This is a genomic window from Haloarcula sp. S1AR25-4 (assembly GCF_031624555.1).
Taxonomy (GTDB): domain Archaea; phylum Halobacteriota; class Halobacteria; order Halobacteriales; family Haloarculaceae; genus Haloarcula; species Haloarcula pellucida.
This window is the reverse complement of the sequence record NZ_JAMQOR010000002.1, coordinates 765,210-788,143: the sequence shown is the minus strand read 5'-3', so window position 1 is coordinate 788,143 and position 22,934 is coordinate 765,210. Positions and strand designations below refer to the sequence as shown.

Here is a 22,934-nt window from a genome sequence, read left to right as displayed (position 1 = left end):
CCGCTGCGTACCAGCTGTATGCCAACGTATCACGTCCCGCGTGGGGCGTGCAACCGTCCGTCCACCCGACGACCGACGGGAGTGTCGGTCTGACTGTGGCCGACGGACGCCTCGCGGCCGTCGCCGACAGGCGGGTCGGCGTCGTCGTCGGTATCCTCGCCCTCCTCCTCGTCGGCGCGGGAGCGGCGCTTCTCCTCGGTGTCGGCCCGTTCGGACTCGACGACGGGACGGCCGCCCCATCGGAACCGGACGGTCCGCCCCGGGCCACGCCCACCGAGGGACCGCCGCCGTTCACGCTCGGAATCGACCGGATAACGGAGTGCGGGCGAACCTGCCGCGACGTGACCTCGACGCTCCGTAACGCACAGCCACGGGCGTCCTCGGACGTCGGCGTCACCGCCACTATCTACGCCGGTCAGGGAACCGACGGGAGCGTCGTCTGGTCCGGCTACGAGTGGGTCGGTGCCCTCGACGCCGGGGAGTCCTACACCACGACACAGCGCGTCGACCTCTCGCTCGGGCAGGCGCTGGCCATCGAACGCGCCGACGGCTACGTCACCATCGAGACGACCGTCGAGTACGACGACAAAGCGATGACGTTCTACCGCCAGCGGACGGTCGCCTGACGACGACTGAAGGTTTTTATCCCGGGGCGCGCCTACCCCGGCACGATGAGTACATCCGGCCCCGTTCCAGCGCTGGCCGACCGCGCGACTGCGTCTGCCGACCGGCTACGGGCGGCCGACCGCGTACTGTTGGCCTCCCACATCGACGCGGACGGCCTGACCAGCGCCGCTATCGCCACTGCGGCGCTGTCGCGGGCCGGCATCCCCGTCGAGACGGTGTTCAAGAAGCAACTCGACGCCGACGAGATAGCCAGCATCGCCGCCCGCGAGTACGAGACGGTGCTGTTCACCGACTTCGGCTCCGGCCAACTGGACGTCATCTCCGACCACGTCGCCGCGGGGGACTTCGAGGCCGTCGTCGCCGACCATCACCAGCCCTCGGCGCCCGAAGACTGCAACGCCGACGCCGTGGTCGAGACGGACGGCTACGCCGACTTCGACTACCACTGTAACCCCCTGCTCGTGGGCCTCGACGGAGCCTCGGAGCTGTCCGGCGCGGGCGCGGCGTACGTCCTCGCCCGCGCCCTCGAACCCGATGACGGCGACAACCGTGACCTCGCGGCGCTCGCGGTGGTGGGCGCCGTCGGCGACATGCAGGCCGTCGGGGGCGAACTCGTCGGCGCCAACGAGGGGGTCGTCGAGGAGGGTATCGCCGCCGACGTTCTGGAGGAAGGGACCGACCTCTCGCTGTACGGCAAGCAGACTCGACCGCTCCCGAAACTGCTTGAGTACGCCACCGAGGTTCCGATTCCGGGCATCTCGAACGACCAAGCCGGCGCCACGAAGTTCCTCGAAGACCTCGGACTGGACCTGAAACGCCACGGCGAGTGGCGGACGTGGGCCGACCTCTCCGACGACGAGCGCCAGACCGTCGCCAGTGCGCTCGTCCAGCGAGCGGTCACGCGCGGCGTCCCCGCCGACAAGATACAGTCGCTCGTCGGGACGACGTACACGCTCACGACCGAACCGACCGGCACCGAACTCCGGGACGCCAGCGAGTTCTCCACGCTGTTGAACGCCACCGCCCGCTACGAACGGGCCGACGTGGGGCTGGCGGTCTGTCTCGGCGACCGGGAGGCACCGCTCGAACAGGCCCGCACACTGCTTTCGAACCACCGCCGGAACCTCTCGGAGGGCCTCGATTTGGTCAAAGAGCGCGGCGTCACCCGCTCGGAGCACGTCCAGTACTTCGAGGCCGGCGACGCCATCCGTGAGACCATCGTCGGCATCGTCGCGGGGATGGCCCTCGGCACGGACGGCGTCGACCCGGACAAACCCATCGTCGCCTTCGCCGACGCCGACGGCGAGACGAAGGTGTCCTCGCGGGCGACCGGCCCCCTCGTCGGCCGCGGCGTCGACCTCTCGGTGGTGATGCGGGAGGCCGCCCAGTCCGTCGGCGGCGACGGCGGCGGTCACGACATCGCCGCCGGCGCGACCATCCCGGCCGGCGAGGAGGCGGCCTTCATCGAGGCGGCCGACGACGTCGTCGCCGGGCAACTGGACTGAGACGAGAGCTGTGTGGCCCTGTCTCACCGACGCCACGGGCAATAAGAGCTATACGGCCCGCTGTCAGATGAGGAGACGAATGGACTCGCGTGAACTGTTCGATCTCGCGTTGGTCGTCCTCGCCGGCTTGCTGGCCTACACGGAGACGTTCGGCTTCGCGGACCCGCGAGCGACCCTCGAAGAGATTCTCGCCGTCCTCGTGACGCTCGACGTCCGGGTGTATCTCGTCTTGGGCGGTCTGTTCGGCATCGCGTTCGTCGCGTATCTCGTCGTCTATCTGCCAAAGAAAGACGCCCGGTCGATGCGGTCCTGAAAGCGAGTCCGGGCCACCTTTATCCTCGGCCGCCCTCGTCCTCGCCAATGACGGAGTTCGACCCCGAGCAGTTCGAGGACAAGTACGCAAACTACTTCCCGGAACTGCAGAAGGCGTACAAGAACGCGTTCGAGCGGATGAACGATACCTACGACTCGGAGCTGGTCCACGCCATCGACCAGCAGATTCTCAACGAGTCCGAACCGTTCTACGACGAGGACGGGTTCTACGTGGAACTGCCCGAGGACCCACAGGAGCGCCTGACCGCCATCGTCGTCGACGACGAGAAGTTCGACGCGGTGCTCTCGACGTACGTCGAAGAGATCGAGACCGAACTGCGTCGTGTGTTCGGATTGGACGACTGAGTGACTGGCGGCGCTGTCGGAGGATGTGGCGTCGGAAAAAACGGGGTGGCGTACTTACTCGTCGGGCGTGGCCGTCGATTCGGGCGTGGCCGTCGATTCGGGCGTGGCCGTCGATTCGGGCGTGGCCGTCGATTCGGGCTGCGGGGCCGGCGCGCCGCCGCCGATGGTCGTGCCGCCACTCCCGGGGACGGTTGCGCCGGGGCCGGACTGCGACGGCCCGGCCGACTGTGGCGCGTCCGCGGGCGACTTCTGGCCGGAGACGAGGAAGTCGAGCAGATTCCCGACCAGTTCCTCGTTGTCGGCGCGGTAGAGGTACTCTTGACTGATGACGTTCGTGTCGCCGACGGCGACCACGGGACCGGACCGGGCGACGACGCCGTAGGTCCCCTGTCGTCTGGTCTGTGAGAGCTTGGTTCGCTCGGTGGCCGTGACGGCCTGCTCGCCGCCGCGGACGGGGATGGCGGCGTAGAACACCGTGCGGTCGACGCCGTCGGTGAGCGCCGAGTCGCCGGCCGGCGTCGCGTAGACGCTCCGGTAGTTAGTGTCGTACTCGTGCATGTTGTACAGGTAGCCGTTCTCGTAGGCGAGGCCGTACTGACTCGCGAGCGGGGCCATCGGGCTGGTCACCCCCTCGTTCCCCATCGAGATCTGGATTCCCAGACCCGACGAGGGCGCCTGTGACGGCTCGTTCAGCAACAGGACGCGGCCGCCGGCGTCGGTGAACGCCGACAGCCCGTCCAGTTGGCTCTCGGTGTAGTGCTGCTGTGCGCCGATGACGACGAGGGCGTCGGCCGAGCGCAGCGAGGCGTTCAGCGGCCGGCCGCCCTGACGCTCGCCGACGTGGTAGCGCACCGTCGCGCCGTTCTCGGTCAGCGTCGAGACGAGCGGCGAGAGCTCTTCACGATCGATGCTCGCCGAGTGGGCAGTGTCGATGACGACGACCTTCCCTTCGGCGCCGGCCGACATCGAGAGCGTCCCGTTCTCGGCGGGCGCGGTGGCGACGGCCCCGTCGCTGTTGAACGACTGGGCGTCGACCTCGGAAACGGCGGGCGCCGACTGACCGCCGGAGCCGACCAGTACCGTCCCGACGACGGCGGCGACGACGACCACGGCGGCGAAGAAGCCGACGCGGGCGACCGTTCCGGTGAGTGCCATCGTCAGGCATCCCCCGTCTCGCTACTGTTGTAGAGCACCTGCTGGTCCTCCGGGGTTCCGTAGATCATGAGGAAGTGGACCGAGTCGACGCCGCGGAACGTGTAGGGGGCGCGCTCGGCGGCGACGGTGGCGTTCTGGCTGGCCCCGTTCGAGCCGGCGAGAAGAAACAGGCCCTGGGGCTGTGCGGGGTTGCGGTACGTGACCTGATACTCCGAGAGGCCAGCGGCCTCTGCCGCGCCCGCGATGGCGGTTTCCAGGCCGCCGATCTCGTCGGCGTAGCCGGTCTGGACCGCGCGTCCGCCGGTGTAGGCCGACGCCTCCGCGACCGTCTGACGGGAGACGTTCAGCCGGTCACCGCGCTCGGTCATGACCGCACCGACGAACGAGCGCTTCATCGATTCGAGGCTGGCGAAGTACTGATCGCGCGTCATGCCGCGGTGGGCCTTATCCGGCCCGGTCGTCGCGACGGAACTCAGCCCGTCGCCGGGGACGGTTCCGATGACGCCCACGTGGCCGACGAGGCTCGCCGGCGTCACGTAGATGCGGTCGCTCGGGATCGAGGTGTAGTACGCGCCCGAGGCGGCGTACTGGCCGACGCTAGTGTACACCGGCTTCTCGGCCGCGAGGCGCTTGACCGCGAGGTACATCGACTCGCTGGCGGCGGCGCTCCCGCCGGGGCTAGACACCCGCAAGACGACCGCTTTGACCGATTCGTTGCTCCGGAGCGCGCGGAGCTCCTGGATGGTGCTCTGTGCGCTCGAACTGGTGATCGTCTCGTCGACGTTCACGACCGCGACGTACTGCTCGTCGGTCGCTGCGACCGACGCCGCGTACGGAACGATCGCGGCGGCGACGAGGAGGGCGACGACCGCGAGGACCGTGTACGAACGGAGGGCAGTCGCGACCCGTCTATCGATTGGGTTGTTCATGGGACCACATTTATCCGCTGCAGCGACTACCTAATAAAAGGGCGGCCTGAACTACAGAGCCAGCAGTCGGTTCGCCCGGCGAGGAGATGGGAAGTTTCCTTACTGTCGAACTGTAACCCGCCGATATGGACCAACGGAAGCCCCCGGAGACCGAAGAGGGCTGGTACGTGCTGCACGACTGTCGGCGCATCGACTGGGACGCCTGGCGGGAGGCCCCCCAGCGAGTCCGTGACCGCGCGCTCTCTGAGGGCATCGACTTCCTCGCCGCGTACGAGGCCATCGAAGACGCTGAGGAGGGCCAGACGGCCGTCTACACCGTGTTGGGCCACAAGGCCGACATCATGATTCTACACCTCCGGCCGACGATGGGCGACTTAGACGCCGCCGAGCGACACTTCGAGCAGACGGAGTTCGCACAGTTCACCGAACGTGAGTACTCCTACGTCTCGGTGACCGAGGCCTCGGGGTACACCGAGAAGTCCCGCGAGTACTTCGACGGCGACGTCGACGACGACTCCGGCCTCGCACAGTACATTCAGGCCCGTCTCCACCCCGAGGTACCCGACGAGGAGTTCGTCTGTTTCTACCCGATGAGCAAGCGCCGGGACCCAGAGCAGAACTGGTACGACACGTCCTTCGAGGAGCGTGCCGCCCACATCAAGCGTCACGGCGACATCGGCCGGGGCTACGGCGGCGACGTGAACCAGATGATCTGCGGGTCTATCGGCTTCGACGACTGGGAGTGGGGTATCACTCTCTGGAGTGAACACATGACCAACATCAAGGAACTGTTGACCGAGATGCGCTTCGACCCCTCCACCTCGAAGTTCGCCGAGTTCGGGCCGTTCTACGTCGGGCGGCGCTTCGACCCGACGGACCTCCCGGCCGTCCTCGCCGGTCAGCGAGTCCCCACGGGTGCGGACTCCGTCACGGCGGAGGCGGTCGCACACGCCGAGGGCGGCGGGCAGGGGCGGCCCGACGCGCACGCCGAGGGCGGCGGGCAGGGACGGCCCGACGCGCACGCCGAGGGCGGCGGGCAAGGACGGCCCGACGCGCACGCTGAGGGCGGCGGGCACGCCCACGCCGGGGACGCCGAGGACCACGGCGGCGCCCATCCCGGGAGCGCGAGCGAGGGCGACCACCCACACGGCGGCGAGAGCGCCGACGCCGACCATCCGACGAGCGACGAGGACGACGACTCGGGTCACAGCGGCGGCCGGCCGGACGTCTCGGGCGACTTCGAGGAGATAGACGACGCCGCCCAGCGAGTCGGCCGTCTCGGCCTCCACGAGGGCGAGGCCTACGACGCGGGCGACTTCGCGCTGGTCTTTCACTCCTCGGCGGACGCCGAGGACATCGTCGACGACGTGGAGGACCTCGGCGAGAGCTTCGACCACTACGACCGCCACGTCACGACGACGGTCCGCGCCCAGAGCGGCCAGACCTACGTCGTCAGCATCTGGACGGCGAAGGAAGCCGCCGAGACGGCCGCCGGGTTCCTCGGTGACTTAGCGGGCGTCGAGGAGCGACTCGGCGGCCAGTTGGGAGAGGGCGACGCCGCGGACGACGGCGGGGACCACGAACAGGCCGCGGCGTCCTCCCAGTCCATCCGCGAGCAACTCGAAGCCGAGGGTGTCTACGCCGGCCAGCCACACGGCGAGGACGTCTACGCGCTGGTCGTCTACTCCGAGGCCGACCCCGACGAACTGGCCGACGAGGTGGCGGACCTCCGGAGCGCCTTCGACCGCTACGACACCCACGTTCGGACGACGGTGTACATGGACAGCGAGGTGCGTAGCGCCTCGGATACGAGCGGCGACGAGCCGCGAGCCGACACCACGGCCGTCGCCTCGCTGTGGGACACCGAAGACGCCGCCGAGACGGCCAGTGAGTACCTCACGGACCTGCCCGACGTCGTCCGTCGGCAGGGCGAGAGCGACGGGTTCGGGACGATGGGGATGTTCTACACCGTCAAACCCGAACACCGCGAGGACTTCGTCGAGAAGTTCGACACCGTCGGCGGCCTGTTGGCGGACATGGACGGCCACCGCGAGACGGCGCTGCTCGCCAACCGCGACGACGGGAACGACATGTTCATCGCCAGTCAGTGGGACAGCAAGGAGGACGCGATGGCGTTCTTCCGCTCGGACGCCTTCTCCGATACCGTCAGTTGGGGACGGGACGTGCTGGCCGACCGGCCGCGACACGTCTTTCTGGCCTGAGCCCCGACGAGTCGCCGTTCGAGCCGCTATCCGCGCTCCGGCGCGATTTGGGGGTCTCGGCCGCCGAGTACGACGACGTCTTTCGGTTCGGCGCGACGACGAGCGACGCCCCGGTCGGGTGTCCGCGCCGACGACTCCGGCGGTCGGTATAAAGGCCTGAAATAATACGTCTGAAGAGTGATTCACGAACCGGTCGTCTCGCTGTCTATGTGAACGCAAACCACACCTGTCGCGTCGGATCCGGACGTTCGACCGGTCAGAGCGGGAACCGTCTCGGCAGGTGTGGTTCGTTCGACCCGACGAGGCGGCCGCTGTGGCGGGGTGACGGCCGTGCGTCGCCTGTCTCGCTACACCACCCAGCCGCGTGGAGTGTCACATGTGCCTGATTGCTGCCATCCGAATCGAACACGAGAGGCTGACGCTGGCGCCCGCCATCGAGCGGGTGCCGTCGGTAGACGTACGCGTCGTAACGAACTCGATGACCGACCCCGAGACGTCGATGTTCTTCTTTCTGGTCCGGAGCGAGTCGGGCGAGTTCGACCGCTTCGACGCGGCCGTCGAACGGGACGAGACGGTCGCCGAGGCGATGGTCGTCTCCGAGTCCGATAGCGCCCGATTGTATCGGTTCACACACCGCTCGGAGACGCAACTCCTCTCCCCGAAGGTCACGGAACTGGGCGGGCTAGTACTGGAGGCGCGGACGGCCGACGCCGGGTGGCGACTCCGGTTGCAACTGCCCGACCGGGAGGCCATCGCCGAACTCTGGGAGTACTGCCGGTCGGAGGGAATCGCCTTCGAGCTGATCCGCGTCTACGACCAGCACGGGATGACCGACACCGCTGTGACGGCCGTCAGTGAGGAACAGCGACGTGCGCTGACCGAAGCGTATCGGCGCGGGTACTTCGAGGAGCCACGCGAGACGACACAGGCCGAATTGGCCGACCGTCTCGGCATCTGTCCGACCGCCGTCGGCGGTCGCCTCCGTCGAGGGACGCGACAACTCGTCGAAGACGTCCTCCTCGACGAGTGAGCGCGGCCCGCCGACGCCGTGTGGTACTTAAATGGCGTGTCATCTGTGGTGAAGTCCCATGGGGCTGTTGGGCATATGATTCGACGTATGACGCGGTGGAACACCACGAACGACGAGGTAGAGGCCGTCAGTCCCGACATCACCGACGAGGCGAACGCGCTCCCGGCGCGGTACTTCACCGACCCCGCAGTCCACGAGATGGAGAAAGACAAGATATTCGGCGAGTACTGGGTCTACGCCGGCCACGCCAACGCGATACAGGAGCAGGGGGCGTACTTCACCCGGACGGTCGGGGACAGACAGGTCATCGTCGTTCGGGACGGCGAGGGCGAGGTACGTGCGTTCTTCAACGTCTGTGCACATCGTGGCTCGAAGATGGTCGAGGACACGCCGATGACCGACCCCGGAAACATGGGTCGCATCCGGTGTCCGTACCACATGTGGACCTACGACCTCGACGGCGACCTCACGAGCACGCCAAAGAGCTTCGAGGAGGCCGGCCTCAACCCCGACTTAGCCGACGCGGACGTGTGTGGACTCGACCCGGAGGCGAACGGCCTCCGAGAGGTCGAGACGGACCGCATCGGCCCGCTGGTCTTCCTCAACTTCGCCGAGGACCCGATGCCGCTGGCCGAACAAGCCGGCACGCTGAAAGACGAACTGGAGGCCCTGCCGCTCGGCGAGTACGAACACGCCGCCCGCTACGTCTCCGAAGTCGAGTGCAACTGGAAGACGTTCGCCGGCAACTACTCCGAGTGTGACCACTGCCACGCCAACCACCAGGACTGGATCTCCGGCGTCGAACTGAACGACTCCGAACTCGAGGTCAACGACTACTACTGGGTTCTGCACTACACTCACGCCGAGGACGTCGACGACGAGATGCGCATCCACGACGAACACGAGGCGACGTTCTACTACTTCTGGCCGAACTTCACGGTGAACATGTACGGGACCGCCGACGGCTACGGCACGTACATCGTCGACCCCATCGACGAGGGGCGGTTCCAACTCGTCGCCGACTACTACTTCGAGTCCGCCGAGATGTCCGAGGACGAACGCGAGTTCGTCCAGACGAGTCGCCAACTACAGGAGGAGGACTTCGAACTCGTCGAACGCCAGTACGAGGGGCTCGAGTCGGGGGCGCTGGCACAAGCCCAACTCGGGCCGAACGAACACACCGTCCACAAACTCCACCGGCTGGCACAGGAAGCCTACGAGGCCTGAGAAGACATGAGCCAACAGGACTCCGTCCCGTTCATCGCGCGGTGTACGAAGACCGGCGAACGCATCGAGGCCTCGACGGCCAACGACGTCGTCGAGTTCTACCGCCGCCGACGCCGCCTCACCGGGGGCGACGTCGCGTGGGTCTTCGCCGACCACCCCGCCGTGACGCAGGCGCCGGACGACGGTGGCCTCAGTCCCGTCCTCGCCGCGCTGGACGAGTACTTCGAACGAGGTATCCCCGTCGGCATCGTCGCCGCGGCGACGAGCAAACAGGGGTGGACCGTCGGCGAGACGCTCGATACGTTGTCCGAACTGCGGATGGCCGGGGCGCTCTGGGAACCCCGCGACGACCACCTCCGCCCGGTCTGACCCAGCGGTCGTCGCCTCGCCGTGTGCGGTCACTTCGTGGCGACGAACCGAAGTCGCCGGTAGTCCGCGGTCCACGTCTCGCTGTCGGCGTCGAACAACTCGCCCCGCAACCGGTCTTCGACCGCGTCCAGCACTCGCTCGCGCTCCTCGGCCGTGACGTTCTCGAAGAACTCGTCACCGAACATCCCGACCCACTCACGGAGGCCGTCCTCGCCGCCGTCTAGCTCCGTCGGCCGGTCGAACAGCCGTGCGAACCGCACCTCGAACCCGGCGGACTCGAGTCGCGACGCGTACTCGCCGATACTCGGGAAGTACCACGGGTGGTCCACCTCGTAGCCACGCTCGGCGAGTTCGGCTTCGAGCGCGTCGGTGATGTGCCGGACGTTTCCGCGGCCGCCGAACTCCGCGACGAACCGGCCGTCGGCGGTCAGCGCGTCGGCGACGGTCGACAGCACGGCATCGTGGTCTGTCCCGGGAATCCAATGGAGTGCCGCATTCGAGAAGACGGCGTCGAACGACCCCGCTGGCGCGTACGCTCGGGCGTCGGCCTGCTCGAAGTCGAGCGATGGGTAGGCCTCGTGGGCCTGCCGGACCATCTCCGCCGAGGCGTCGATGCCGAGCGTCTCGGCGCCGGTGTCGGCGATGTCGGCCGTCAAATGGCCCGTCCCACAGCCGAGGTCGAGGATCCGATCACCCGGTTTCGGGTCCAGCAGGTCCAACATGTCACTGCCGTACTCGTAGACGAAGCCGTGGCCGTCGTCGTAGTCGTCGGGGTTCCAGTCGTTACCGTCGGTCATACACGGACGCACCGAGTCCGAATCGATAAACCTTCTCGACCCGTGATACCGCCACTCGTGACGCGACCGAACGGTCAGAAGCTACCCGTACACTGCATAGGGCGGCTACTTATACGCCAGCACGCGCTACGTTCGACCACGGAATGCTCCCCTCAATTCGGCGGAGTAGCGAACGGCGGACGACCCCGTTCGGGTCGGACGGACAGCGTGGCGACCGACTCGAATGTGAACTCTGCGGGGAAGAACACCAGTGTCTCGACCACTACGGTATCGTCGCGTGCCAGCGGTGCCGGGCACGACTCCTGCCGCGGCCGTCGCTGCTGTGATCAGTCGTCGTCTTCGGTCGTCGTCTTGTCGAGGTCCTTCTCGCCGAAGTAGATCTCTGCGCCGTCCTGTGCCACCTTCTCGGCCAGTACGGCACACTTGATGCGCATCGGGGAGATGTCGACCCCGAGCATGTCGACGACGTCGTCGCGGTCCAGTTCCTGCAGTTCGTCGACGGACATGCCGTGGAGCTTCTCGGTGAGCATCGACGCCGACGCCTGTGAGATGGCACAGCCGTCACCGCGGAAGACGACACGCTCGATCGTCTCTTCGTCCTCGCTGAGGACGACGTCCATTCGTATCTCGTCGCCGCACATCGGGTTTTCACCCACGTGTGTGAACGTCGGGTCCTCGAGTTCGCCGGTGTTGCGAGGGTTCTTGTAGTGGTCGAGAATCTGCTGCCGGTACATGTCTGAGCCGCCGATACCCATTGTTAGAAACAGGTACGGCATTCCGTCGGAAAAGCGTTCCGAGGCAGGTGTTCGCACAGAGAGCGGGCCTCGACGGACCGCCGTCTCCTGTGGGGCGTCCCGCCGCCGTCTCAGTGGAAACTCACGAACGGCGACCGGCGCCGTGTCTCCATCTCGGTATCGGAGTCCGACATATATAATTAATAGTGGGGGTGACTGCAATATATTCGGATGTTCGAGAACATCATCGAGGCATCGAAGCGGACGGTGTCTCGCGGGGAGGGTCCGGGGGGACCGACCGACGAGACGGTCGACGGGCTGTCAGAAACGCTCGTGGACGACGAGACGGCAGCGCACGTCCTGACGAGTTTGAACCCTATCCAGCGGATTCACGAGGGGCGGGCAGAGTCGATAGCGCCGCGACGCGACGGGCGGTCGTTCCTGTTGGCGACCGACCGACGCGTGCTCTTCGTGGCCGACGACGGTGCCCTCTCGTCGGTCGACATCGCCGTGCCGCTGGCCGAGGTCGACGCTGTCGTACACCGGTCCTCGCTGCTCGAATCCGCGCTCGTCGTCGAGACGGTCGACGAGGAGCGCATCTCCATCTCGCCGTCGGACGGGGACGCCGAGGCGGTGGGTGCCTACATAGAGCGAACCGCCGAGAGTTGGCGCGAGATGGGGGCGGCACTGGACAGCGCTCGCGAGACGCTCGAGACGTACCGTGACGAGACGGACCGTTACGAGGACCCTCTGCGGGCGTCCCAGCGGATTCGGGGGCGACTCGCGCTGGCCGACGACGCGCGCTCGCGCTACGCCGATACGCCGTCCGAGCGACTGGCCGAACACCTCCGATCGGTCGCCGCCGAGTTAGCTGACGCGCTCCACACCGAGGCCGAGCGACTGACAGACGGGGTCCACCCCGACGACGAGGGCGCGACTGCCGTCTACGAGCAGGCACGCGGCGTACTCGAACACGCTCGGCAGATCGCCGTCGAACACGCGGACGCCGACACGGAGACGTTCGACGAGTCGATGGTGCGTTTCGACGAGGCCATCGAGCGAAGCCGGTGGGTGTGGGGCGAGACCTGACGGCAGGCCGTTCAGATGTTCTCGTAGGGGCCGGCCTTCGACTCGGCCAGTCGCTCGAACTGTTCGGCGGAGAGGTCGACGTCGGCCGCACCGAGGTTCTCTTCGAGTTGCTCGACCGTGCGAGCGCCGACGAGCGGCACGGCCACGCTGTCGTGGTGCATGAGCCACGCGAGCGACACCTGTGCCGGGGTGGCGTCCACTTCGTCGGCGACGGCCCGTACCTCGTCGACGACGTGAAAGTTCTCGTCGGTGAGATACGACTCTTTCCAGTCCTCGCTCCGGCCGGCCGAGGCGTCGGTGTCGCGGTCAGCGCGGTCGTACTTCCCGGTCAGGACGCCCTGTCCCAGCGGGCTCCACGGACAGACGCCCAGTCCGTAGTGCGCACACATATCGAGGTAGTCGCCTTCGACCTCCCGGTTGACGAGGTTGTAGCGCGGCTGTGAGACGGTGAACGGTTCCAGCCCCTCGCGCTCGGCGAGTTCGTTGGCCTGCGCGACGCGCCACGCGTTGGGCTCGAACGTCGACGCCCCGAGGTAGTTCACCTTGCCGTCGTCGACGAGGCCGGTGAGCGTCCGCATCAGTTCGCGGGCCGGCGTGTCCTCGTCCCAGCGGTGGATGTACAACACGTCGAGGTAGTCCGTGCCCAGACGGTCGAGCATCAGGTCGATGTTCCGGCGGATGTGCTTGCGCCCGAGGCCGCGGCCGTTCGGGTCGTCCTCGCGGGTCGGCCAGTAGATTTTGGAGGCGAGGACGTACTCCTCGCGGTCACGCTCGGTCAGCCAGTCGCCGATCCAGTCCTCGCTGTCGCCGCCGCCGTACACGTCGGCGGTGTCGATGAACCGGCCGCCGGCCGCCTCGTAGGCGTCGAGCAGTTCGTGGGCGCGCTCCGCGCCGATTTCGAGCGTCCCGTCGGCTGTCTCCCGCCCGAACCGCCACGTCCCGAAGGAGAGTTCGCTGACCGAGAGCCCCGTCTCGCCCAGCCGCACGTAGTCGAGGTCGACGTCGTCGAGTGCCATGCCCGGGGTTCGTGCCTCGGCGGTTTGAATGGTCGGGCGGCGGCGCCGTTGACCGGTGTCACGCCCACTGTTCGAGGCCACTCCGAACCCCTAGACGAGCGAGTCGCCCGTCTGTCCGCCCACTGCTGTGTGCCGTCGCCTTACGCGAACAGCTGCCGGGCGTCGTCGATGGCGTCGATGAGTTTGTCGACTTCCTCGCGGGTGTTGTAGACGTAGAAGGAGGCCCGCGCGGAGGCCGCGACGCCCAACTTATCGTGGAGGGGCTGGGTGCAGTGGTCGCCGGCGCGGATGGCGACGGCCGAGTCGTTGAGGATCGAGGAGAGGTCGTGGGCGTGGACGTCCTGGAGGTTAAAGGAGACGAGGCCGCCGCGTTCGACGCCGGCGGGGGGGCCGAGGATGTCGATGTCGCCCTCGCCCTCCAGTTGTTCGATGGCGTACTGGGCGAGTTCGTTCTCGTGGCGGCGAATCGCCTCCATGCCGATGTCGTCCAGATAGTCACAGGCCTCCGCCAGCGCGATGCCCTGACAGATGACGGGCGTGCCGGCCTCGAACTTCCAGGGGAGGTCGTTCCACTTCGAGTCCTCGAAAGTGACCTTAGATATCATCATCCCGCCGTAGAGGTACGGCTCCATCTCTTCGAGGATGTGTTTCTTGCCGTAGAGGACGCCGATGCCGGTCGGACCGGCCATCTTGTGGCCCGAGAAGGCGAGGAAGTCGGCGTCGATGGCCTCCACGTCGACGGGCCGGTTGGGGACCGACTGGGCGGCGTCGACGAAGATGTAAGCGTCGTGATCGTGGGCGATGTCGGCGAGTTCGGAGACGGGGTTGACGGTCCCGAGGGTGTTCGAGACGTGGACGACGCTGACCATCGCCGTGTCGTCGGTGATGAGTTCGCGGGCGTGGTCCATGTCCAGCGTGCCGTCCTCCTGTACGCGGATGTACCGGCAGGTAGCGCCGGTCTTCTTCGCGATCTGCTGCCACGTCACGAGCGAGGCGTGGTGTTCCATCTCCGTCAGCACCACCTCGTCCTCGGGGCCGAGTTCGTTCAGGCCCCACGCGTAGGCGACGAGGTTCTCGCTCTCGGTGGTGTTTTTCGTGAAGACGATCTCCTCGCGCTCCCCGGAGGCGCCGATGAACTCGGCGACGCGGTCGTGGGCGTCCTCGTAGGCGATGGAGGCCTCCTGACTCAACTGGTGGAGTCCCCGGTGGACGTTCGCGTTCGTCGTCCGGTAGTAGTCAGCGATAGTCTCGACGACCGGTTCGGGCGTCTGCGTCGTCGCCGCGTTGTCGAGGTAGACGACCTGCTCGCCATCGAACTCCCGCTGGAGGATGGGGTACTCCTCGCGGATGGCCTCGACGTCGAGCGGCTCGATATCGGTCTGTCCCATTAACGGAACACACGGGCTGGACGGGCAACTTTCCTTCGGTTCGCCTAACCCTTCGTCGGCGAGCGCGTAGTCACCGTCTACTGTGTGGTTAGTTGCCACAATACAATGGTCGCTGTCGGTGTGGGACAGTGCACTATGGGGGACCCAGAGACGGACGAACAAGGACCGGTTACCCGCGTGCGTACCGACCGGGCCGAACACGGCCACGAGTGGCACGGCCGGCGCGACGGCGCCCACGAGCAACCGGAGATGCGCCGGCACGAACTCCCGGGGACGATTCCGGTCGGCGCGTACCGCATCTACCACCACGACGGCCGCTGGCGCTACGACGACGCCCCGCTCGCCACGGGTGGTGACACCGACCTGCTGGTCACCGACGAGTGGCTGACCTACGCCGTCGACGCGCGCGAGGCCGGGCCACACGACGTGACGCTACGGGTCGCCGCGGCCGACGGGTTCGGCGGTGGCGGCGTGGGCATCGCTGTCGACGGGAAGCCACGGACGCAGATCCGGTTCGACCCGACCGGTGGGTGGGACCGGTGGGGAGAGGTCACGGCCCGGGTGGATCTCTCGCGAGGCGCACAGACGATTCGGCTGGTCGTGCTGGAAGGCGGGTGGAAACTGGACAGAATCCGGGTGACGTAGGCGTCGGGACCCGCTCAGAGCCAGAGCAACTGCGCGTGGCGGGTGCCGTCGACGTCGAGGACGTTCGTCTCGTCGACGAACCCGTGTTCGACGGCCACGTGGACGCTTTCCTCGCCGACGATGTTGGCGACGCTACACCGGGCGAGACTGTCGATCACTTCCTCCTCGGAGACGCTGTCCCCGCCGTAGAACTCCTCGTCGACGGTCAGGGAGACGGGGCCGTCCTCGAACGTCTCGCCGATGATGTCCGGGTCACAGACCGAGACGAGCAGTCCCTCGTCGGTTTCGCGCTCGTTGAGTATCATTCCAGCAACTGCTCTTCGGCGTTCTCGCGCATCTCCTTGACCTCGTCGGCCAGTTCTTCGGCCTCCTCGTACTCGCCCAGTTCCTCGAGACCGCGGGCCTTCTCTTCCAGTACGTCGGCGTTGCGGAAGCCGAGTCTGATGGCGTTGTCGAAGGCTTCGACGGCGTCTTCGGCGAGGCCGCGTTCAAGCAGGAAGAAGCCGCGGTTGTACCACGCTTCGGCGAATCGGGGGTCGATTTCGACCGCCCGCTCTGCGTGTTCGAGCGCCTGTTCGGAGCGGCCCGACTCCCAGAGCGCGTACGCGAGGTTCGTCTCGGCGGTGGCGGCGTGTTCAGAGTCCTCCTCGGCGTTCAGTGCCTCCTTGTACGCGCCGATGGCGGCGTCCCACTCCTCCAGTTCGGCGTGGGCCGCGCCCTTGTTCGTCCAGGCCTCCTGTTCGAGGTGGTCGTCTTCGGTGTACTGGGCGACCCGCTCGAACGTCTCGGCGGCCTGTTCGTGGCGGTTGATGTGCATGTACTCGAGGCCGACGTCGAGCAGTTGCTCGGGGTCGACGGCGTCGTTCGAGACGTTCCGCCGGTCGAGCAGGTCCGTCACGACGCGGGAGTCGACGGGGTCGACCTTGTCGGGGTCCACCTCGAACTCCGGGGGTTCGAGGTCGAAGCCCTCGTAGGGGTCGTCGAACCCTTGCCCCTCGGAGAACTCGTGGTCCTCGGGCTCTCGGTCTGTCATAGGTTCCGATTGACGGTCAGGGCGGTTAAGGGCTACGTCCCGGACTCACTCCGGTCTGCCGGGCCGTCGTCGCCGTCGTTCGCCCGGTCCGACTCGGGGACGAAGACGAGGCTTCCGGCCAGATACAGGAGCGCGCCGAACGAGATGGCGACCCCGAACGGCGACGCCGTCGACCCGGCGAGGGCCGCAATCACGAGTCCGAGCATCGTCACCACGACGGCGGTACAGCGGCGGACGGTCCGACGGAGGAGGGTGACGTCGTCCATACCGGTCGGTGGGGGCCCAGCGAGTAAACCGTTCGGTCGCGACCACCCACGACGAAGTGGCCGGCCCGCGTACGGCCGAGTATGAGCAAACGGCTGTTCGTCAGCGTCGACCTCGACGGCCTCGAAGACGCCGTACGCGACGTACAGGGGCGCTTCGAGGGCGCGTCGGGGCTTCGGTTCACCGACCCCGGTCAGGTCCACGTGACGCTGAAGTTCCTCGGCGACACCGACCCCGACCGCGTCGACGACCTCACGGCCGAACTCGAACGGGCAGTCGCGGACAGCGGCGTCGGCCCCTTCGAGGCGCACTTCGGCGGTCTCGGCGTGTTCCCGTCGCTGGAGTACATCAGCGTCGTCTGGGTCGGCGTGCGCGCGGGCCACGGCGGCGCCGAACTGACGGCCCTCCACGAGGCCATCGAGGACCGCACCGTCGCCATGGGATTCGACCCGGAGGACCACGACTTCACGCCGCACGCGACCATCGCCCGGATGGACCACGCCGGCGGGAAAGAGCAGGTCCAGCGCGTCGTCGAGGACGAGGACCCCGACGTGGGACGGTTGCAGGTCGAAGAGATACGTCTCACCGAGAGCGTCCTGCGGTCGGACGGTCCCGAGTACAGTACTGTCTCGTCGGTAACACTATGACTGACCGACCCCGGCTCTAGGCCGACCGAAAAACAATCAGGTTCGTGATAATTGTTATGAGGACGACTCTCGTAGCTCCGGCATGGTCGCCTTCGAGAACGTCGCCTTCGTCTTCGTCGCGGGTCTCCTCACGGCGTTAGCGACGGGGCTGGGCGCGATTCCGTTCTTCCTCGTAGAGGAGTTTTCGGACCGCTGGAACGTGGTGCTGTGGGGACTCGCGTCGGGCATCATGGTCGCCGCGTCGCTGTTTGGCCTCGTCCGGGAGGGGCTTGCCTACGGAGGGGCGCTACTTCTGCTGCCCGGCGTCCTCGCTGGCGTCCTTCTCGTCGAAGGAGCGGACCGAGTGTTAGACGACGTCGACCACAACCCGAAGCAGTTCGAGCAGGCCGACTTCAAGAAACTCCTGCTCATCCTCGGCATCCTCACCGTCCACAGTTTTCCGGAGGGCGTCGCCGTCGGCGTCTCCTTTGCGGAACTCGGACTGGACGGCGTCACTCCGGGCGAGACGTTGCTGGTCGCGGGGACGGCCGTCCCGCTACTGGCCGTGTTCATGACCATCGCTATCTCCATCCACAACATCCCGGAGGGAACCGCTATCGCCATCCCGCTCCGGTCGCTCGGTATCAGCGAGTGGCGGATGGTCTGGTGGGCCGTCTTCTCCTCGCTCCCACAACCGCTGGGTGCAGTCATCGCCTACTATTTCGTCACGCTGGCCAAGCAGTTCCTCCCGTTCGGCTTCGGGTTCGCCGCGGGCGCGATGGTGTACCTCGTCGCCACCGAGTTCGTCCCCGAGGCACTGGAGTACGGTGAGAGCCTGCAGGGCGGCGGGAAGCGCGAACTGGTGGCCGGCGTCGCGACCGGCGCGCTCTCGATGATTCCGCTGGCACTCGTCTAGAGCGGCGAGCGCTTCCGGACGACTTTCAGGTCCACGAAGGCCGTCAGCGGGTCGTCGAACTCCTCGACGCGGGTCTCCATCCGGTAGTTCGAGTGGTCGACGGCGAAGTAGTACGGCCCGGCGGTATCGACGGACTCGCGGTTGCCGCCGTCCGTCGTCGACGCCTCGTAGAGGTCCGACCCGTCCTTTGGCAGTGCCGTCTGGCTGAACTTCGGGTGGCCGGGCGGCGTGCTGTCCGGTTCCCGGCCCTTGATGTAGGTGTCGTACTCGGTAAACGCCGCCTCGTCGGCGAAGAAGTAGACGTCAAACGGCGTCTTCGACCGAACGATGTACTCGATGGACCCGCCCGAGTCCGAGAGGTCGGGGATGTCCTCTTCGAGCCACGCACTCCCCGGGTCGACGGTGACGTCCTGCTGGATACTCACGATGACCTCGCCACCGCCCCCGAGACAGCCGGCTCCGACGGCGGCTAATCCTGCCCCAAACGCTCGTAGTACCGACCGGCGTTTCATCGACTGAGTGTCACTGATTTCACTACTTAATTCTACGCGCCCGCTTACAAGCCCTGATAACGCCGGGTTGCGTTCGAGTCCCGCCACACGGCGCGGCCGGAAAAGGAAGGAATTTAAGTCGTGGCGCGGAACACTCGGGACACCATGAGTAAGAAGTCGAAGGCCAAAAAGAAGCGCCTGGCCAAACTCGACAACCAGAACAGCCGCGTCCCGGCCTGGGTCATGCTCAAGACCGACCGGGAGGTCCAGCGCAACCACAAGCGTCGCCACTGGCGGCGGAACGACACTGACGAATAATGAGCGCGAGTGATTTCGAGGAGCGCGTCGTCACGATTCCGCTCCGAGACGCCCGAGCCGAACCGAAGCACAAGCGTGCCGACAAGGCGATGATACTCGTTCGCGAGCACCTGGCAAAGCACTTCTCCGTCGATGAGGACGCCGTCCGTATCGACCCCTCGATCAACGAGACGACGTGGGCCAAGGGCCGTTCGAATCCGCCGAGCAAGCTTCGCGTGCGCGCCGCCCGATTCGAGGAAGAGGGCGAAGCAGTCGTAGAAGCCGAGACCGCGGAATAACGTTGCTCCGCGCGGCATTCTCCGGATCGTCGTACGTCGGTGTCTTCGCCCGTGCGACCGACGACTGCGTGCTGGTCCGCCCCGACTTAGACGAATCGCTCTGTGCGGACCTCGGCGAGGAACTCGAAGTCCCGGTCGTCCAGACGACGGTCGGCCGCTCGGCCACCGTCGGCGCTCTTGCGACCGGGAACGAGAACGGGCTCCTCGTCTCCTCGCGGGTCCGTGAGACCGAAATCGAGCGCATTCAGGACGTCGTCGACGTCCCGGTGACGGAACTGCCGGGCCGCATCAACGCGGCCGGCAACGTCGTCTGCTGTAACGATTCGGGCGCGTACGTCCACCCGGACCTCTCCCGGGAGGCCGTTCAGGCGGTGCGAGACGGTCTCGGCGTTCCGGTCGAACGCGGCGTCATCGCCGGCGTCAACACCGTCGGCACCGCCGCCGTCGCCACCAACAGCGGCGTCCTCTGTCACCCGAAGGCGACCGACGGCGAACTGGACGCGCTCGAAGACCTGCTCGACGTACCCGCCGACATCGGCACCGTCAACTACGGCGGACCGCTCGTCGGATCGGGCCTCGTCGCCAACGACTACGGCTACGTCTGCGGGTCGGACACCTCCGGGCCGGAGTTGGGCCGTATCGACGCGGCGCTGGGATACATCGACTGACCGTTCGGCTCGCCGTTTCTCACGACGGGTGCTGGTGACTGAGTCGCTCTGCGACGACGCCCGGCACGGGCATCTCACAGTCCGAACAGACCCACGTGCGTCCCGTCCCACTCCGCTCCCGAGTCATGTCCTGCCGATAGCGGAGCGTCGCCCCACAGACGCACTCGTACGTCGTGGCCATGTGCGTTGCTTGGGCCGGGACCGGCTAAACTCGCTCGCCCCCTTCGTGTCAACTGTTAATATCTATCGGCGTGAACGTTCGCCCATGGTCCAGCGAGAGCCGTCTGCGACAGGCCGGAAAGTGCTCGTCTGCCGGAAATGTGAGTACAGGACGGACGTGCTTCGGCCGTCCTGTCCGGAGTGTGGCGGCGACATGATCGCCGCCGCCCGCGAGGAGTGACCGGTCGACTCACACCGACGCCAGCGTCACCGCGTTCGACGCGACGACGGCAAGCGACACGAGGGCAAACGCCGTGAGGACGGCCGTCGCCCGCCGGTCGTCGAACCACGCCCAGCAGACGACGACCACGACGAGCGCACTGAACTTCAGCAGGCCGACGCCGGGCGTGCCGTACGTCTCGATGAACGCCCGTGCGACGGCGTTGCCCTCCGTCAGACCCCGTTCGAGGCCGACCATCGTCGTCACGATGTCGAACAGCGACGCGAGGATGACGACCGCCCAGAGCACGGCGTGTGATTCCGAGAGCCGTCGCTCCAGTGGCAAACGACTGCTCGCGTCGCGCTCGAACGGTGAACGGTCGGGCTCCACCTGTCTCGTCCCGTTCGACGCTACATACGATAATAAAGGTCGACTGTCTCTGCGGGCGGCGTTCGCGAGACACACTGAGCGGTCGGGCAAAACGCGAGGAAAGGGAAGATACTTCCCTGTCCTGCCCGCACCGAATGGTATGAGCACGTACACTGTCCGCGGTAGCTTCCCGGCCCGCGACGGGCCCCAGGAGTTCGAGACAGAGGTCGAGGCACCGAACGAGAACGTCGCCGAGGAGCGCATCTTCAGCAACCTCGGCTCCCAGCACAACCTCAAGCGCACCCAGATCACCATCGACGAGGTGGCAGCATGATGGGTGGCGGTGGCGGCGGCGGTCAGATGCAGCAGATCTCCCAGGAAATCGAGCAGATGGACCAGGAGATCGAGGCGATCCAGAACGAAATTGAGAGTCTCCGACAGGAAAAGACCGAGGCCGACGAGGCCATCGAGGCCATCGAGACGCTCGAATCCGGATCGACGGTGCAGGTCCCGGTGGGCGGCGACGCCTACATCCGTGCGACCGTCGACGACATCGACGAAATCGTCGTCTCGCTGGGTGGCGGCTACGCCGCCGAACGCGACCAGGAGGGCGCCGTTAGCTCCCTCGAAACGAAAAAGGAGACGCTGGACGACCGCATCGAGGACCTCCAGTCCGAAATCGCCGAAGTCGAAACCGAAAAGGAGGAACTCGAACAGCAGGCCCAGCAGATGCAACAACAGCAGATGCAACAGATGATGCAACAGCAGCAAGAAGAGCAGAGCGACGAGTAAGGCCGCCATGTTCGACGGACTGAAGGACAAACTCAGCGGCTTCACCAGCGACGTCGAAGAGGACGTCGACGAGGAAGCCGTCGAGGAGGAACCCGCTGAGGACGACCCCGAGGCGGCGGTCGCCGACGAGCACGTTCCCGAGGGCGGGCCCGGCGAGGAGACGGTCGAACCGACGGCAGAGGCGGTCGCGTCACCCGAGACGACCGCAGACGTCGACACGGCGGCCGAGGAACCGCCGGGCGGCGTCGAACCCGCCGACTCGTCGCCCGAGAGCGACGCACCTGCCGAGGACGACGAACCGGACGAGAGCGAGGCGACCGACGACGGCGATAGCCGCAGTCTGACCGAGAAGGCCAAGATAATGGCCACCGGGAAGACGGTCATCGAGGAGGAGGACCTCCAGAAGCACCTCGACGACCTCGAACTGGCTCTGCTGTCGAGCGACGTCGAGATGAGCGTCGCCAACGAGATTCTGGCCGGCGTCGAGGAGAACCTCACCGGCCAGACCCGCCGCCGCCTGTCGAGTACCGGCAACCTCGTCCGGGACGCGCTTCGCGAGGCGCTGTACGACGTCATCAGCGTCGGCCAGTTCGACTTCGACGAGCGCGTCCAGCAGGCAGACAGTCCGGTCGTCATCGTCTTCACCGGCGTCAACGGCGTCGGGAAGACGACGACCATCGCGAAGATGGCGCAGTACTTCGAGGACCGTGGCATGTCGACGGTACTCGCCAACGGCGACACCTACCGGGCCGGCGCGAACGAGCAACTCCAGAAGCACGCCGAGAACCTCGGCAAGAAGATAATCACCCACGAACAGGGCTCGGACCCGACGGCAGTCGTCTACGACGCCGTCGAGTACGCGAAGGCCAACGACGTGGACGTGGTGCTGGGCGACACCGCCGGGCGTCTCCACACCTCGGACGACCTGATGGCCCAACTGGAGAAGATAGACCGGAACATCGACCCGGACATGACCATCTTCGTCGACGAGGCCGTCGCCGGACAGGACGCCGTCAATCGCGCCCGCGAGTTCAACGACGCGGCGGAAATCGACGGAGCGGTGCTGACGAAAGCCGACGCCGATCCGCAAGGCGGTGCGGCCATCTCCGTGGCCCACGTCACCGGCAAGCCGATTCTGTTCCTCGGGACGGGGCAGGACTACGACGACCTCGAACCGTTCGACCCCGAGCGAATCGTCGACAGCCTCTTCGACGAGTAGCCGCCGCGACGTATCGGCAATTCTTTCCACGACCGACGACGCTGAGCGTCAGGTAACAGCCGGCCCTCGCCCCTGATCGGCCGACGGCAGCGATGGCCGCTCTATCGAACCCCGGCAACATTATCCTCGTCGGGGGAGGTGGGGCCGTATTCGCCGCCAGGGGCGCGTTG

The 22,934-nt window shown here is 66.7% G+C and carries 31 protein-coding genes; 19 read left to right on the top strand and 12 right to left on the bottom strand.

Features of this window, described 5'->3' with window-relative positions:
• The first annotated feature begins 47 nt into the window (after positions 1 to 47).
• From NDI85_RS12700 to NDI85_RS12685, 4 genes are all read left to right on the top strand, one after another.
• Positions 48 to 626, top strand: a complete 579-nt coding sequence (locus tag NDI85_RS12700; protein WP_310915975.1) for a hypothetical protein — start codon at positions 48 to 50, stop codon at positions 624 to 626.
• 45 nt (positions 627 to 671) lie between these two features.
• A complete protein-coding gene (locus NDI85_RS12695; protein ID WP_310915974.1) occupies positions 672 to 2,132 on the top strand; it encodes a DHH family phosphoesterase in 1,461 nt (486 codons plus the stop codon).
• Between the two features lie 79 nt (positions 2,133 to 2,211).
• Positions 2,212 to 2,445 (top strand): hypothetical protein, encoded by a 234-nt coding sequence (locus NDI85_RS12690; protein WP_310915973.1) that lies wholly within the window; start codon positions 2,212 to 2,214, stop codon positions 2,443 to 2,445.
• 47 nt (positions 2,446 to 2,492) lie between these two features.
• The gene (locus tag NDI85_RS12685; protein WP_310915972.1) at positions 2,493 to 2,810 is read left to right on the top strand and encodes a DUF5783 family protein; all 318 of its coding nucleotides are present in this window, start codon (positions 2,493 to 2,495) and stop codon (positions 2,808 to 2,810) included.
• Positions 2,811 to 2,864: 54 nt separating this feature from the next.
• Here NDI85_RS12685 and NDI85_RS12680 read toward each other — a convergent pair whose 3' ends face one another.
• Positions 2,865 to 3,965, bottom strand: coding sequence for a DUF4350 domain-containing protein (locus NDI85_RS12680; RefSeq protein WP_310915971.1), 1,101 nt, complete (start codon positions 3,963 to 3,965; stop codon positions 2,865 to 2,867).
• A gap of 2 nt (positions 3,966 to 3,967) precedes the next feature.
• Positions 3,968 to 4,894: a S49 family peptidase gene (locus tag NDI85_RS12675; protein ID WP_310915970.1), complete on the bottom strand. Its 927-nt coding sequence runs from the start codon at positions 4,892 to 4,894 to the stop codon at positions 3,968 to 3,970.
• 125 nt (positions 4,895 to 5,019) lie between these two features.
• Here NDI85_RS12675 and NDI85_RS12670 point away from each other — a divergent pair, with 125 nt between their 5' ends.
• The 4 genes from NDI85_RS12670 to NDI85_RS12655 all read left to right on the top strand — a co-directional run bounded on the left by NDI85_RS12670 (position 5,020) and on the right by NDI85_RS12655 (position 9,742).
• Entirely contained in the window at positions 5,020 to 7,116 is a 2,097-nt protein-coding gene (locus tag NDI85_RS12670; RefSeq protein ID WP_310915969.1) for a heme-binding protein, read from the top strand.
• Between the two features lie 376 nt (positions 7,117 to 7,492).
• Positions 7,493 to 8,146, top strand: coding sequence for a helix-turn-helix domain-containing protein (locus NDI85_RS12665; RefSeq protein ID WP_188995920.1), 654 nt, complete (start codon positions 7,493 to 7,495; stop codon positions 8,144 to 8,146).
• A gap of 87 nt (positions 8,147 to 8,233) precedes the next feature.
• Positions 8,234 to 9,373, top strand: coding sequence for an aromatic ring-hydroxylating dioxygenase subunit alpha (locus NDI85_RS12660; RefSeq protein ID WP_310915968.1), 1,140 nt, complete (start codon positions 8,234 to 8,236; stop codon positions 9,371 to 9,373).
• 6 nt (positions 9,374 to 9,379) lie between these two features.
• Positions 9,380 to 9,742 (top strand): hypothetical protein, encoded by a 363-nt coding sequence (locus NDI85_RS12655; RefSeq protein WP_310915967.1) that lies wholly within the window; start codon positions 9,380 to 9,382, stop codon positions 9,740 to 9,742.
• A gap of 29 nt (positions 9,743 to 9,771) precedes the next feature.
• Here the strand turns inward: NDI85_RS12655 and NDI85_RS12650 are convergent, their stop codons facing one another.
• Together NDI85_RS12650 and sufU are read right to left on the bottom strand one after the other, a co-directional pair.
• Positions 9,772 to 10,539, bottom strand: a complete 768-nt coding sequence (locus tag NDI85_RS12650; RefSeq protein ID WP_310915966.1) for a methyltransferase domain-containing protein — start codon at positions 10,537 to 10,539, stop codon at positions 9,772 to 9,774.
• Between the two features lie 326 nt (positions 10,540 to 10,865).
• Positions 10,866 to 11,294, bottom strand: coding sequence for a Fe-S cluster assembly sulfur transfer protein SufU (gene sufU / locus NDI85_RS12645; RefSeq protein ID WP_188995928.1), 429 nt, complete (start codon positions 11,292 to 11,294; stop codon positions 10,866 to 10,868).
• Positions 11,295 to 11,504: 210 nt separating this feature from the next.
• Here sufU and NDI85_RS12640 point away from each other — a divergent pair, with 210 nt between their 5' ends.
• Positions 11,505 to 12,362, top strand: a complete 858-nt coding sequence (locus NDI85_RS12640; protein WP_310915965.1) for a hypothetical protein — start codon at positions 11,505 to 11,507, stop codon at positions 12,360 to 12,362.
• A gap of 11 nt (positions 12,363 to 12,373) precedes the next feature.
• Here the strand turns inward: NDI85_RS12640 and NDI85_RS12635 are convergent, their stop codons facing one another.
• Both NDI85_RS12635 and NDI85_RS12630 read right to left on the bottom strand, forming a co-directional pair.
• Complete coding sequence (locus tag NDI85_RS12635) at positions 12,374 to 13,378, bottom strand: aldo/keto reductase (RefSeq protein WP_188995932.1); 1,005 nt, start codon at positions 13,376 to 13,378, stop codon at positions 12,374 to 12,376.
• 140 nt (positions 13,379 to 13,518) lie between these two features.
• Positions 13,519 to 14,766 carry a SufS family cysteine desulfurase gene (locus NDI85_RS12630; protein ID WP_310915964.1) on the bottom strand — a complete coding sequence of 416 codons (1,248 nt, stop codon included), beginning with the start codon at positions 14,764 to 14,766 and terminating at the stop codon, positions 13,519 to 13,521.
• Positions 14,767 to 14,901: 135 nt separating this feature from the next.
• Here NDI85_RS12630 and NDI85_RS12625 point away from each other — a divergent pair, with 135 nt between their 5' ends.
• The gene (locus NDI85_RS12625) at positions 14,902 to 15,411 is read left to right on the top strand and encodes a carbohydrate-binding protein (protein ID WP_310915963.1); all 510 of its coding nucleotides are present in this window, start codon (positions 14,902 to 14,904) and stop codon (positions 15,409 to 15,411) included.
• A 14-nt stretch (positions 15,412 to 15,425) separates the two neighbouring features.
• On the opposite strand, the gene NDI85_RS12620 is transcribed toward NDI85_RS12625, so the two are convergent.
• The 3 genes from NDI85_RS12620 to NDI85_RS12610 are packed head-to-tail and all read right to left on the bottom strand — an operon-like array spanning position 15,426 to position 16,710.
• On the bottom strand, positions 15,426 to 15,716 hold the full coding sequence (locus NDI85_RS12620; RefSeq protein ID WP_166966689.1) for a DUF424 domain-containing protein: 291 nt from the start codon (positions 15,714 to 15,716) through the stop codon (positions 15,426 to 15,428).
• Entirely contained in the window at positions 15,713 to 16,444 is a 732-nt protein-coding gene (locus NDI85_RS12615; RefSeq protein ID WP_188995938.1) for a tetratricopeptide repeat protein, read from the bottom strand. The genes NDI85_RS12620 and NDI85_RS12615 overlap by 4 nt, the downstream gene beginning before the upstream one ends.
• Positions 16,445 to 16,476: 32 nt before the next feature.
• Positions 16,477 to 16,710 carry a hypothetical protein gene (locus NDI85_RS12610; RefSeq protein WP_310915962.1) on the bottom strand — a complete coding sequence of 78 codons (234 nt, stop codon included), beginning with the start codon at positions 16,708 to 16,710 and terminating at the stop codon, positions 16,477 to 16,479.
• Positions 16,711 to 16,791: 81 nt separating this feature from the next.
• On the opposite strand from NDI85_RS12610, the gene thpR reads away from it, so the two are divergent.
• Both thpR and NDI85_RS12600 read left to right on the top strand, forming a co-directional pair.
• A complete protein-coding gene (gene thpR, locus NDI85_RS12605; protein ID WP_310915961.1) occupies positions 16,792 to 17,355 on the top strand; it encodes an RNA 2',3'-cyclic phosphodiesterase in 564 nt (187 codons plus the stop codon).
• Between the two features lie 82 nt (positions 17,356 to 17,437).
• Positions 17,438 to 18,250, top strand: coding sequence for a ZIP family metal transporter (locus NDI85_RS12600; protein ID WP_188995943.1), 813 nt, complete (start codon positions 17,438 to 17,440; stop codon positions 18,248 to 18,250).
• Here NDI85_RS12600 and NDI85_RS12595 read toward each other — a convergent pair.
• Positions 18,247 to 18,762 (bottom strand): hypothetical protein, encoded by a 516-nt coding sequence (locus NDI85_RS12595; protein ID WP_188995945.1) that lies wholly within the window; start codon positions 18,760 to 18,762, stop codon positions 18,247 to 18,249. The two genes, NDI85_RS12600 and NDI85_RS12595, sit on opposite strands and share 4 nt — an antisense overlap.
• Before the next feature lie 144 nt (positions 18,763 to 18,906).
• On the opposite strand from NDI85_RS12595, the gene NDI85_RS12590 reads away from it, so the two are divergent.
• From NDI85_RS12590 to NDI85_RS12580, 3 genes are read left to right on the top strand one after another with little or no spacing between them, the layout of a single operon-like run.
• A complete protein-coding gene (locus NDI85_RS12590; protein WP_166966678.1) occupies positions 18,907 to 19,059 on the top strand; it encodes a 50S ribosomal protein L39e in 153 nt (50 codons plus the stop codon).
• Positions 19,059 to 19,337, top strand: a complete 279-nt coding sequence (locus NDI85_RS12585; protein ID WP_188995947.1) for a 50S ribosomal protein L31e — start codon at positions 19,059 to 19,061, stop codon at positions 19,335 to 19,337. The genes NDI85_RS12590 and NDI85_RS12585 overlap by 1 nt, the downstream gene beginning before the upstream one ends.
• 2 nt (positions 19,338 to 19,339) lie before the next feature.
• On the top strand, positions 19,340 to 20,005 hold the full coding sequence (locus NDI85_RS12580; RefSeq protein ID WP_166966674.1) for a translation initiation factor IF-6: 666 nt from the start codon (positions 19,340 to 19,342) through the stop codon (positions 20,003 to 20,005).
• A gap of 19 nt (positions 20,006 to 20,024) precedes the next feature.
• On the opposite strand, the gene NDI85_RS12575 is transcribed toward NDI85_RS12580, so the two are convergent.
• Positions 20,025 to 20,186 (bottom strand): hypothetical protein, encoded by a 162-nt coding sequence (locus NDI85_RS12575; protein WP_188995951.1) that lies wholly within the window; start codon positions 20,184 to 20,186, stop codon positions 20,025 to 20,027.
• 84 nt (positions 20,187 to 20,270) lie between these two features.
• On the opposite strand from NDI85_RS12575, the gene NDI85_RS12570 reads away from it, so the two are divergent.
• Complete coding sequence (locus tag NDI85_RS12570) at positions 20,271 to 20,405, top strand: zinc ribbon-containing protein (protein WP_227015661.1); 135 nt, start codon at positions 20,271 to 20,273, stop codon at positions 20,403 to 20,405.
• Positions 20,406 to 20,414: 9 nt separating this feature from the next.
• Here NDI85_RS12570 and NDI85_RS12565 read toward each other — a convergent pair whose 3' ends face one another.
• A complete protein-coding gene (locus NDI85_RS12565; protein WP_310915959.1) occupies positions 20,415 to 20,774 on the bottom strand; it encodes a DUF5658 family protein in 360 nt (119 codons plus the stop codon).
• Between the two features lie 139 nt (positions 20,775 to 20,913).
• Here NDI85_RS12565 and rpl18a point away from each other — a divergent pair, with 139 nt between their 5' ends.
• Genes rpl18a through ftsY form a run of 3 tightly spaced genes read left to right on the top strand, consistent with a single transcriptional unit; the run spans position 20,914 to position 22,764 of the window.
• A complete protein-coding gene (gene rpl18a / locus NDI85_RS12560; RefSeq protein WP_188995955.1) occupies positions 20,914 to 21,087 on the top strand; it encodes a 50S ribosomal protein L18Ae in 174 nt (57 codons plus the stop codon).
• Complete coding sequence (gene pfdA / locus NDI85_RS12555; RefSeq protein ID WP_188995957.1) at positions 21,084 to 21,545, top strand: prefoldin subunit alpha; 462 nt, start codon at positions 21,084 to 21,086, stop codon at positions 21,543 to 21,545. Before rpl18a ends, pfdA begins: the two co-directional genes overlap by 4 nt.
• A gap of 7 nt (positions 21,546 to 21,552) precedes the next feature.
• Entirely contained in the window at positions 21,553 to 22,764 is a 1,212-nt protein-coding gene (ftsY, locus tag NDI85_RS12550; RefSeq protein WP_310915958.1) for a signal recognition particle-docking protein FtsY, read from the top strand.
• Positions 22,765 to 22,934 lie beyond the last annotated feature (170 nt).

Excerpts from the sequence above, each read along its gene's own strand:
- NDI85_RS12695 (WP_310915974.1), top strand. The coding sequence starts at position 672 with ATGAGTACATCCGGCCCCGTTCCAGCGCTGGCCGACCGCGCGACTGCG.
- NDI85_RS12690 (WP_310915973.1), top strand. The coding sequence starts at position 2,212 with ATGGACTCGCGTGAACTGTTCGATCTCGCGTTGGTCGTCCTCGCCGGC.
- NDI85_RS12685 (WP_310915972.1), top strand. The coding sequence starts at position 2,493 with ATGACGGAGTTCGACCCCGAGCAGTTCGAGGACAAGTACGCAAACTAC.
- NDI85_RS12680 (WP_310915971.1), bottom strand. The coding sequence starts at position 3,965 with ATGGCACTCACCGGAACGGTCGCCCGCGTCGGCTTCTTCGCCGCCGTG.
- NDI85_RS12675 (WP_310915970.1), bottom strand. The coding sequence starts at position 4,894 with ATGAACAACCCAATCGATAGACGGGTCGCGACTGCCCTCCGTTCGTAC.
- NDI85_RS12670 (WP_310915969.1), top strand. The coding sequence starts at position 5,020 with ATGGACCAACGGAAGCCCCCGGAGACCGAAGAGGGCTGGTACGTGCTG.
- NDI85_RS12665 (WP_188995920.1), top strand. The coding sequence starts at position 7,493 with ATGTGCCTGATTGCTGCCATCCGAATCGAACACGAGAGGCTGACGCTG.
- NDI85_RS12660 (WP_310915968.1), top strand. The coding sequence starts at position 8,234 with ATGACGCGGTGGAACACCACGAACGACGAGGTAGAGGCCGTCAGTCCC.
- NDI85_RS12655 (WP_310915967.1), top strand. The coding sequence starts at position 9,380 with ATGAGCCAACAGGACTCCGTCCCGTTCATCGCGCGGTGTACGAAGACC.
- NDI85_RS12650 (WP_310915966.1), bottom strand. The coding sequence starts at position 10,539 with ATGACCGACGGTAACGACTGGAACCCCGACGACTACGACGACGGCCAC.
- sufU (WP_188995928.1), bottom strand. The coding sequence starts at position 11,294 with ATGGGTATCGGCGGCTCAGACATGTACCGGCAGCAGATTCTCGACCAC.
- NDI85_RS12640 (WP_310915965.1), top strand. The coding sequence starts at position 11,505 with ATGTTCGAGAACATCATCGAGGCATCGAAGCGGACGGTGTCTCGCGGG.
- NDI85_RS12635 (WP_188995932.1), bottom strand. The coding sequence starts at position 13,378 with ATGGCACTCGACGACGTCGACCTCGACTACGTGCGGCTGGGCGAGACG.
- NDI85_RS12630 (WP_310915964.1), bottom strand. The coding sequence starts at position 14,766 with ATGGGACAGACCGATATCGAGCCGCTCGACGTCGAGGCCATCCGCGAG.
- NDI85_RS12625 (WP_310915963.1), top strand. The coding sequence starts at position 14,902 with ATGGGGGACCCAGAGACGGACGAACAAGGACCGGTTACCCGCGTGCGT.
- NDI85_RS12620 (WP_166966689.1), bottom strand. The coding sequence starts at position 15,716 with ATGATACTCAACGAGCGCGAAACCGACGAGGGACTGCTCGTCTCGGTC.
- NDI85_RS12615 (WP_188995938.1), bottom strand. The coding sequence starts at position 16,444 with ATGACAGACCGAGAGCCCGAGGACCACGAGTTCTCCGAGGGGCAAGGG.
- NDI85_RS12610 (WP_310915962.1), bottom strand. The coding sequence starts at position 16,710 with ATGGACGACGTCACCCTCCTCCGTCGGACCGTCCGCCGCTGTACCGCC.
- thpR (WP_310915961.1), top strand. The coding sequence starts at position 16,792 with ATGAGCAAACGGCTGTTCGTCAGCGTCGACCTCGACGGCCTCGAAGAC.
- NDI85_RS12600 (WP_188995943.1), top strand. The coding sequence starts at position 17,438 with ATGGTCGCCTTCGAGAACGTCGCCTTCGTCTTCGTCGCGGGTCTCCTC.
- NDI85_RS12595 (WP_188995945.1), bottom strand. The coding sequence starts at position 18,762 with ATGAAACGCCGGTCGGTACTACGAGCGTTTGGGGCAGGATTAGCCGCC.
- NDI85_RS12590 (WP_166966678.1), top strand. The coding sequence starts at position 18,907 with ATGAGTAAGAAGTCGAAGGCCAAAAAGAAGCGCCTGGCCAAACTCGAC.
- NDI85_RS12585 (WP_188995947.1), top strand. The coding sequence starts at position 19,059 with ATGAGCGCGAGTGATTTCGAGGAGCGCGTCGTCACGATTCCGCTCCGA.
- NDI85_RS12575 (WP_188995951.1), bottom strand. The coding sequence starts at position 20,186 with ATGGCCACGACGTACGAGTGCGTCTGTGGGGCGACGCTCCGCTATCGG.
- NDI85_RS12570 (WP_227015661.1), top strand. The coding sequence starts at position 20,271 with ATGGTCCAGCGAGAGCCGTCTGCGACAGGCCGGAAAGTGCTCGTCTGC.
- rpl18a (WP_188995955.1), top strand. The coding sequence starts at position 20,914 with ATGAGCACGTACACTGTCCGCGGTAGCTTCCCGGCCCGCGACGGGCCC.
- pfdA (WP_188995957.1), top strand. The coding sequence starts at position 21,084 with ATGATGGGTGGCGGTGGCGGCGGCGGTCAGATGCAGCAGATCTCCCAG.
- ftsY (WP_310915958.1), top strand. The coding sequence starts at position 21,553 with ATGTTCGACGGACTGAAGGACAAACTCAGCGGCTTCACCAGCGACGTC.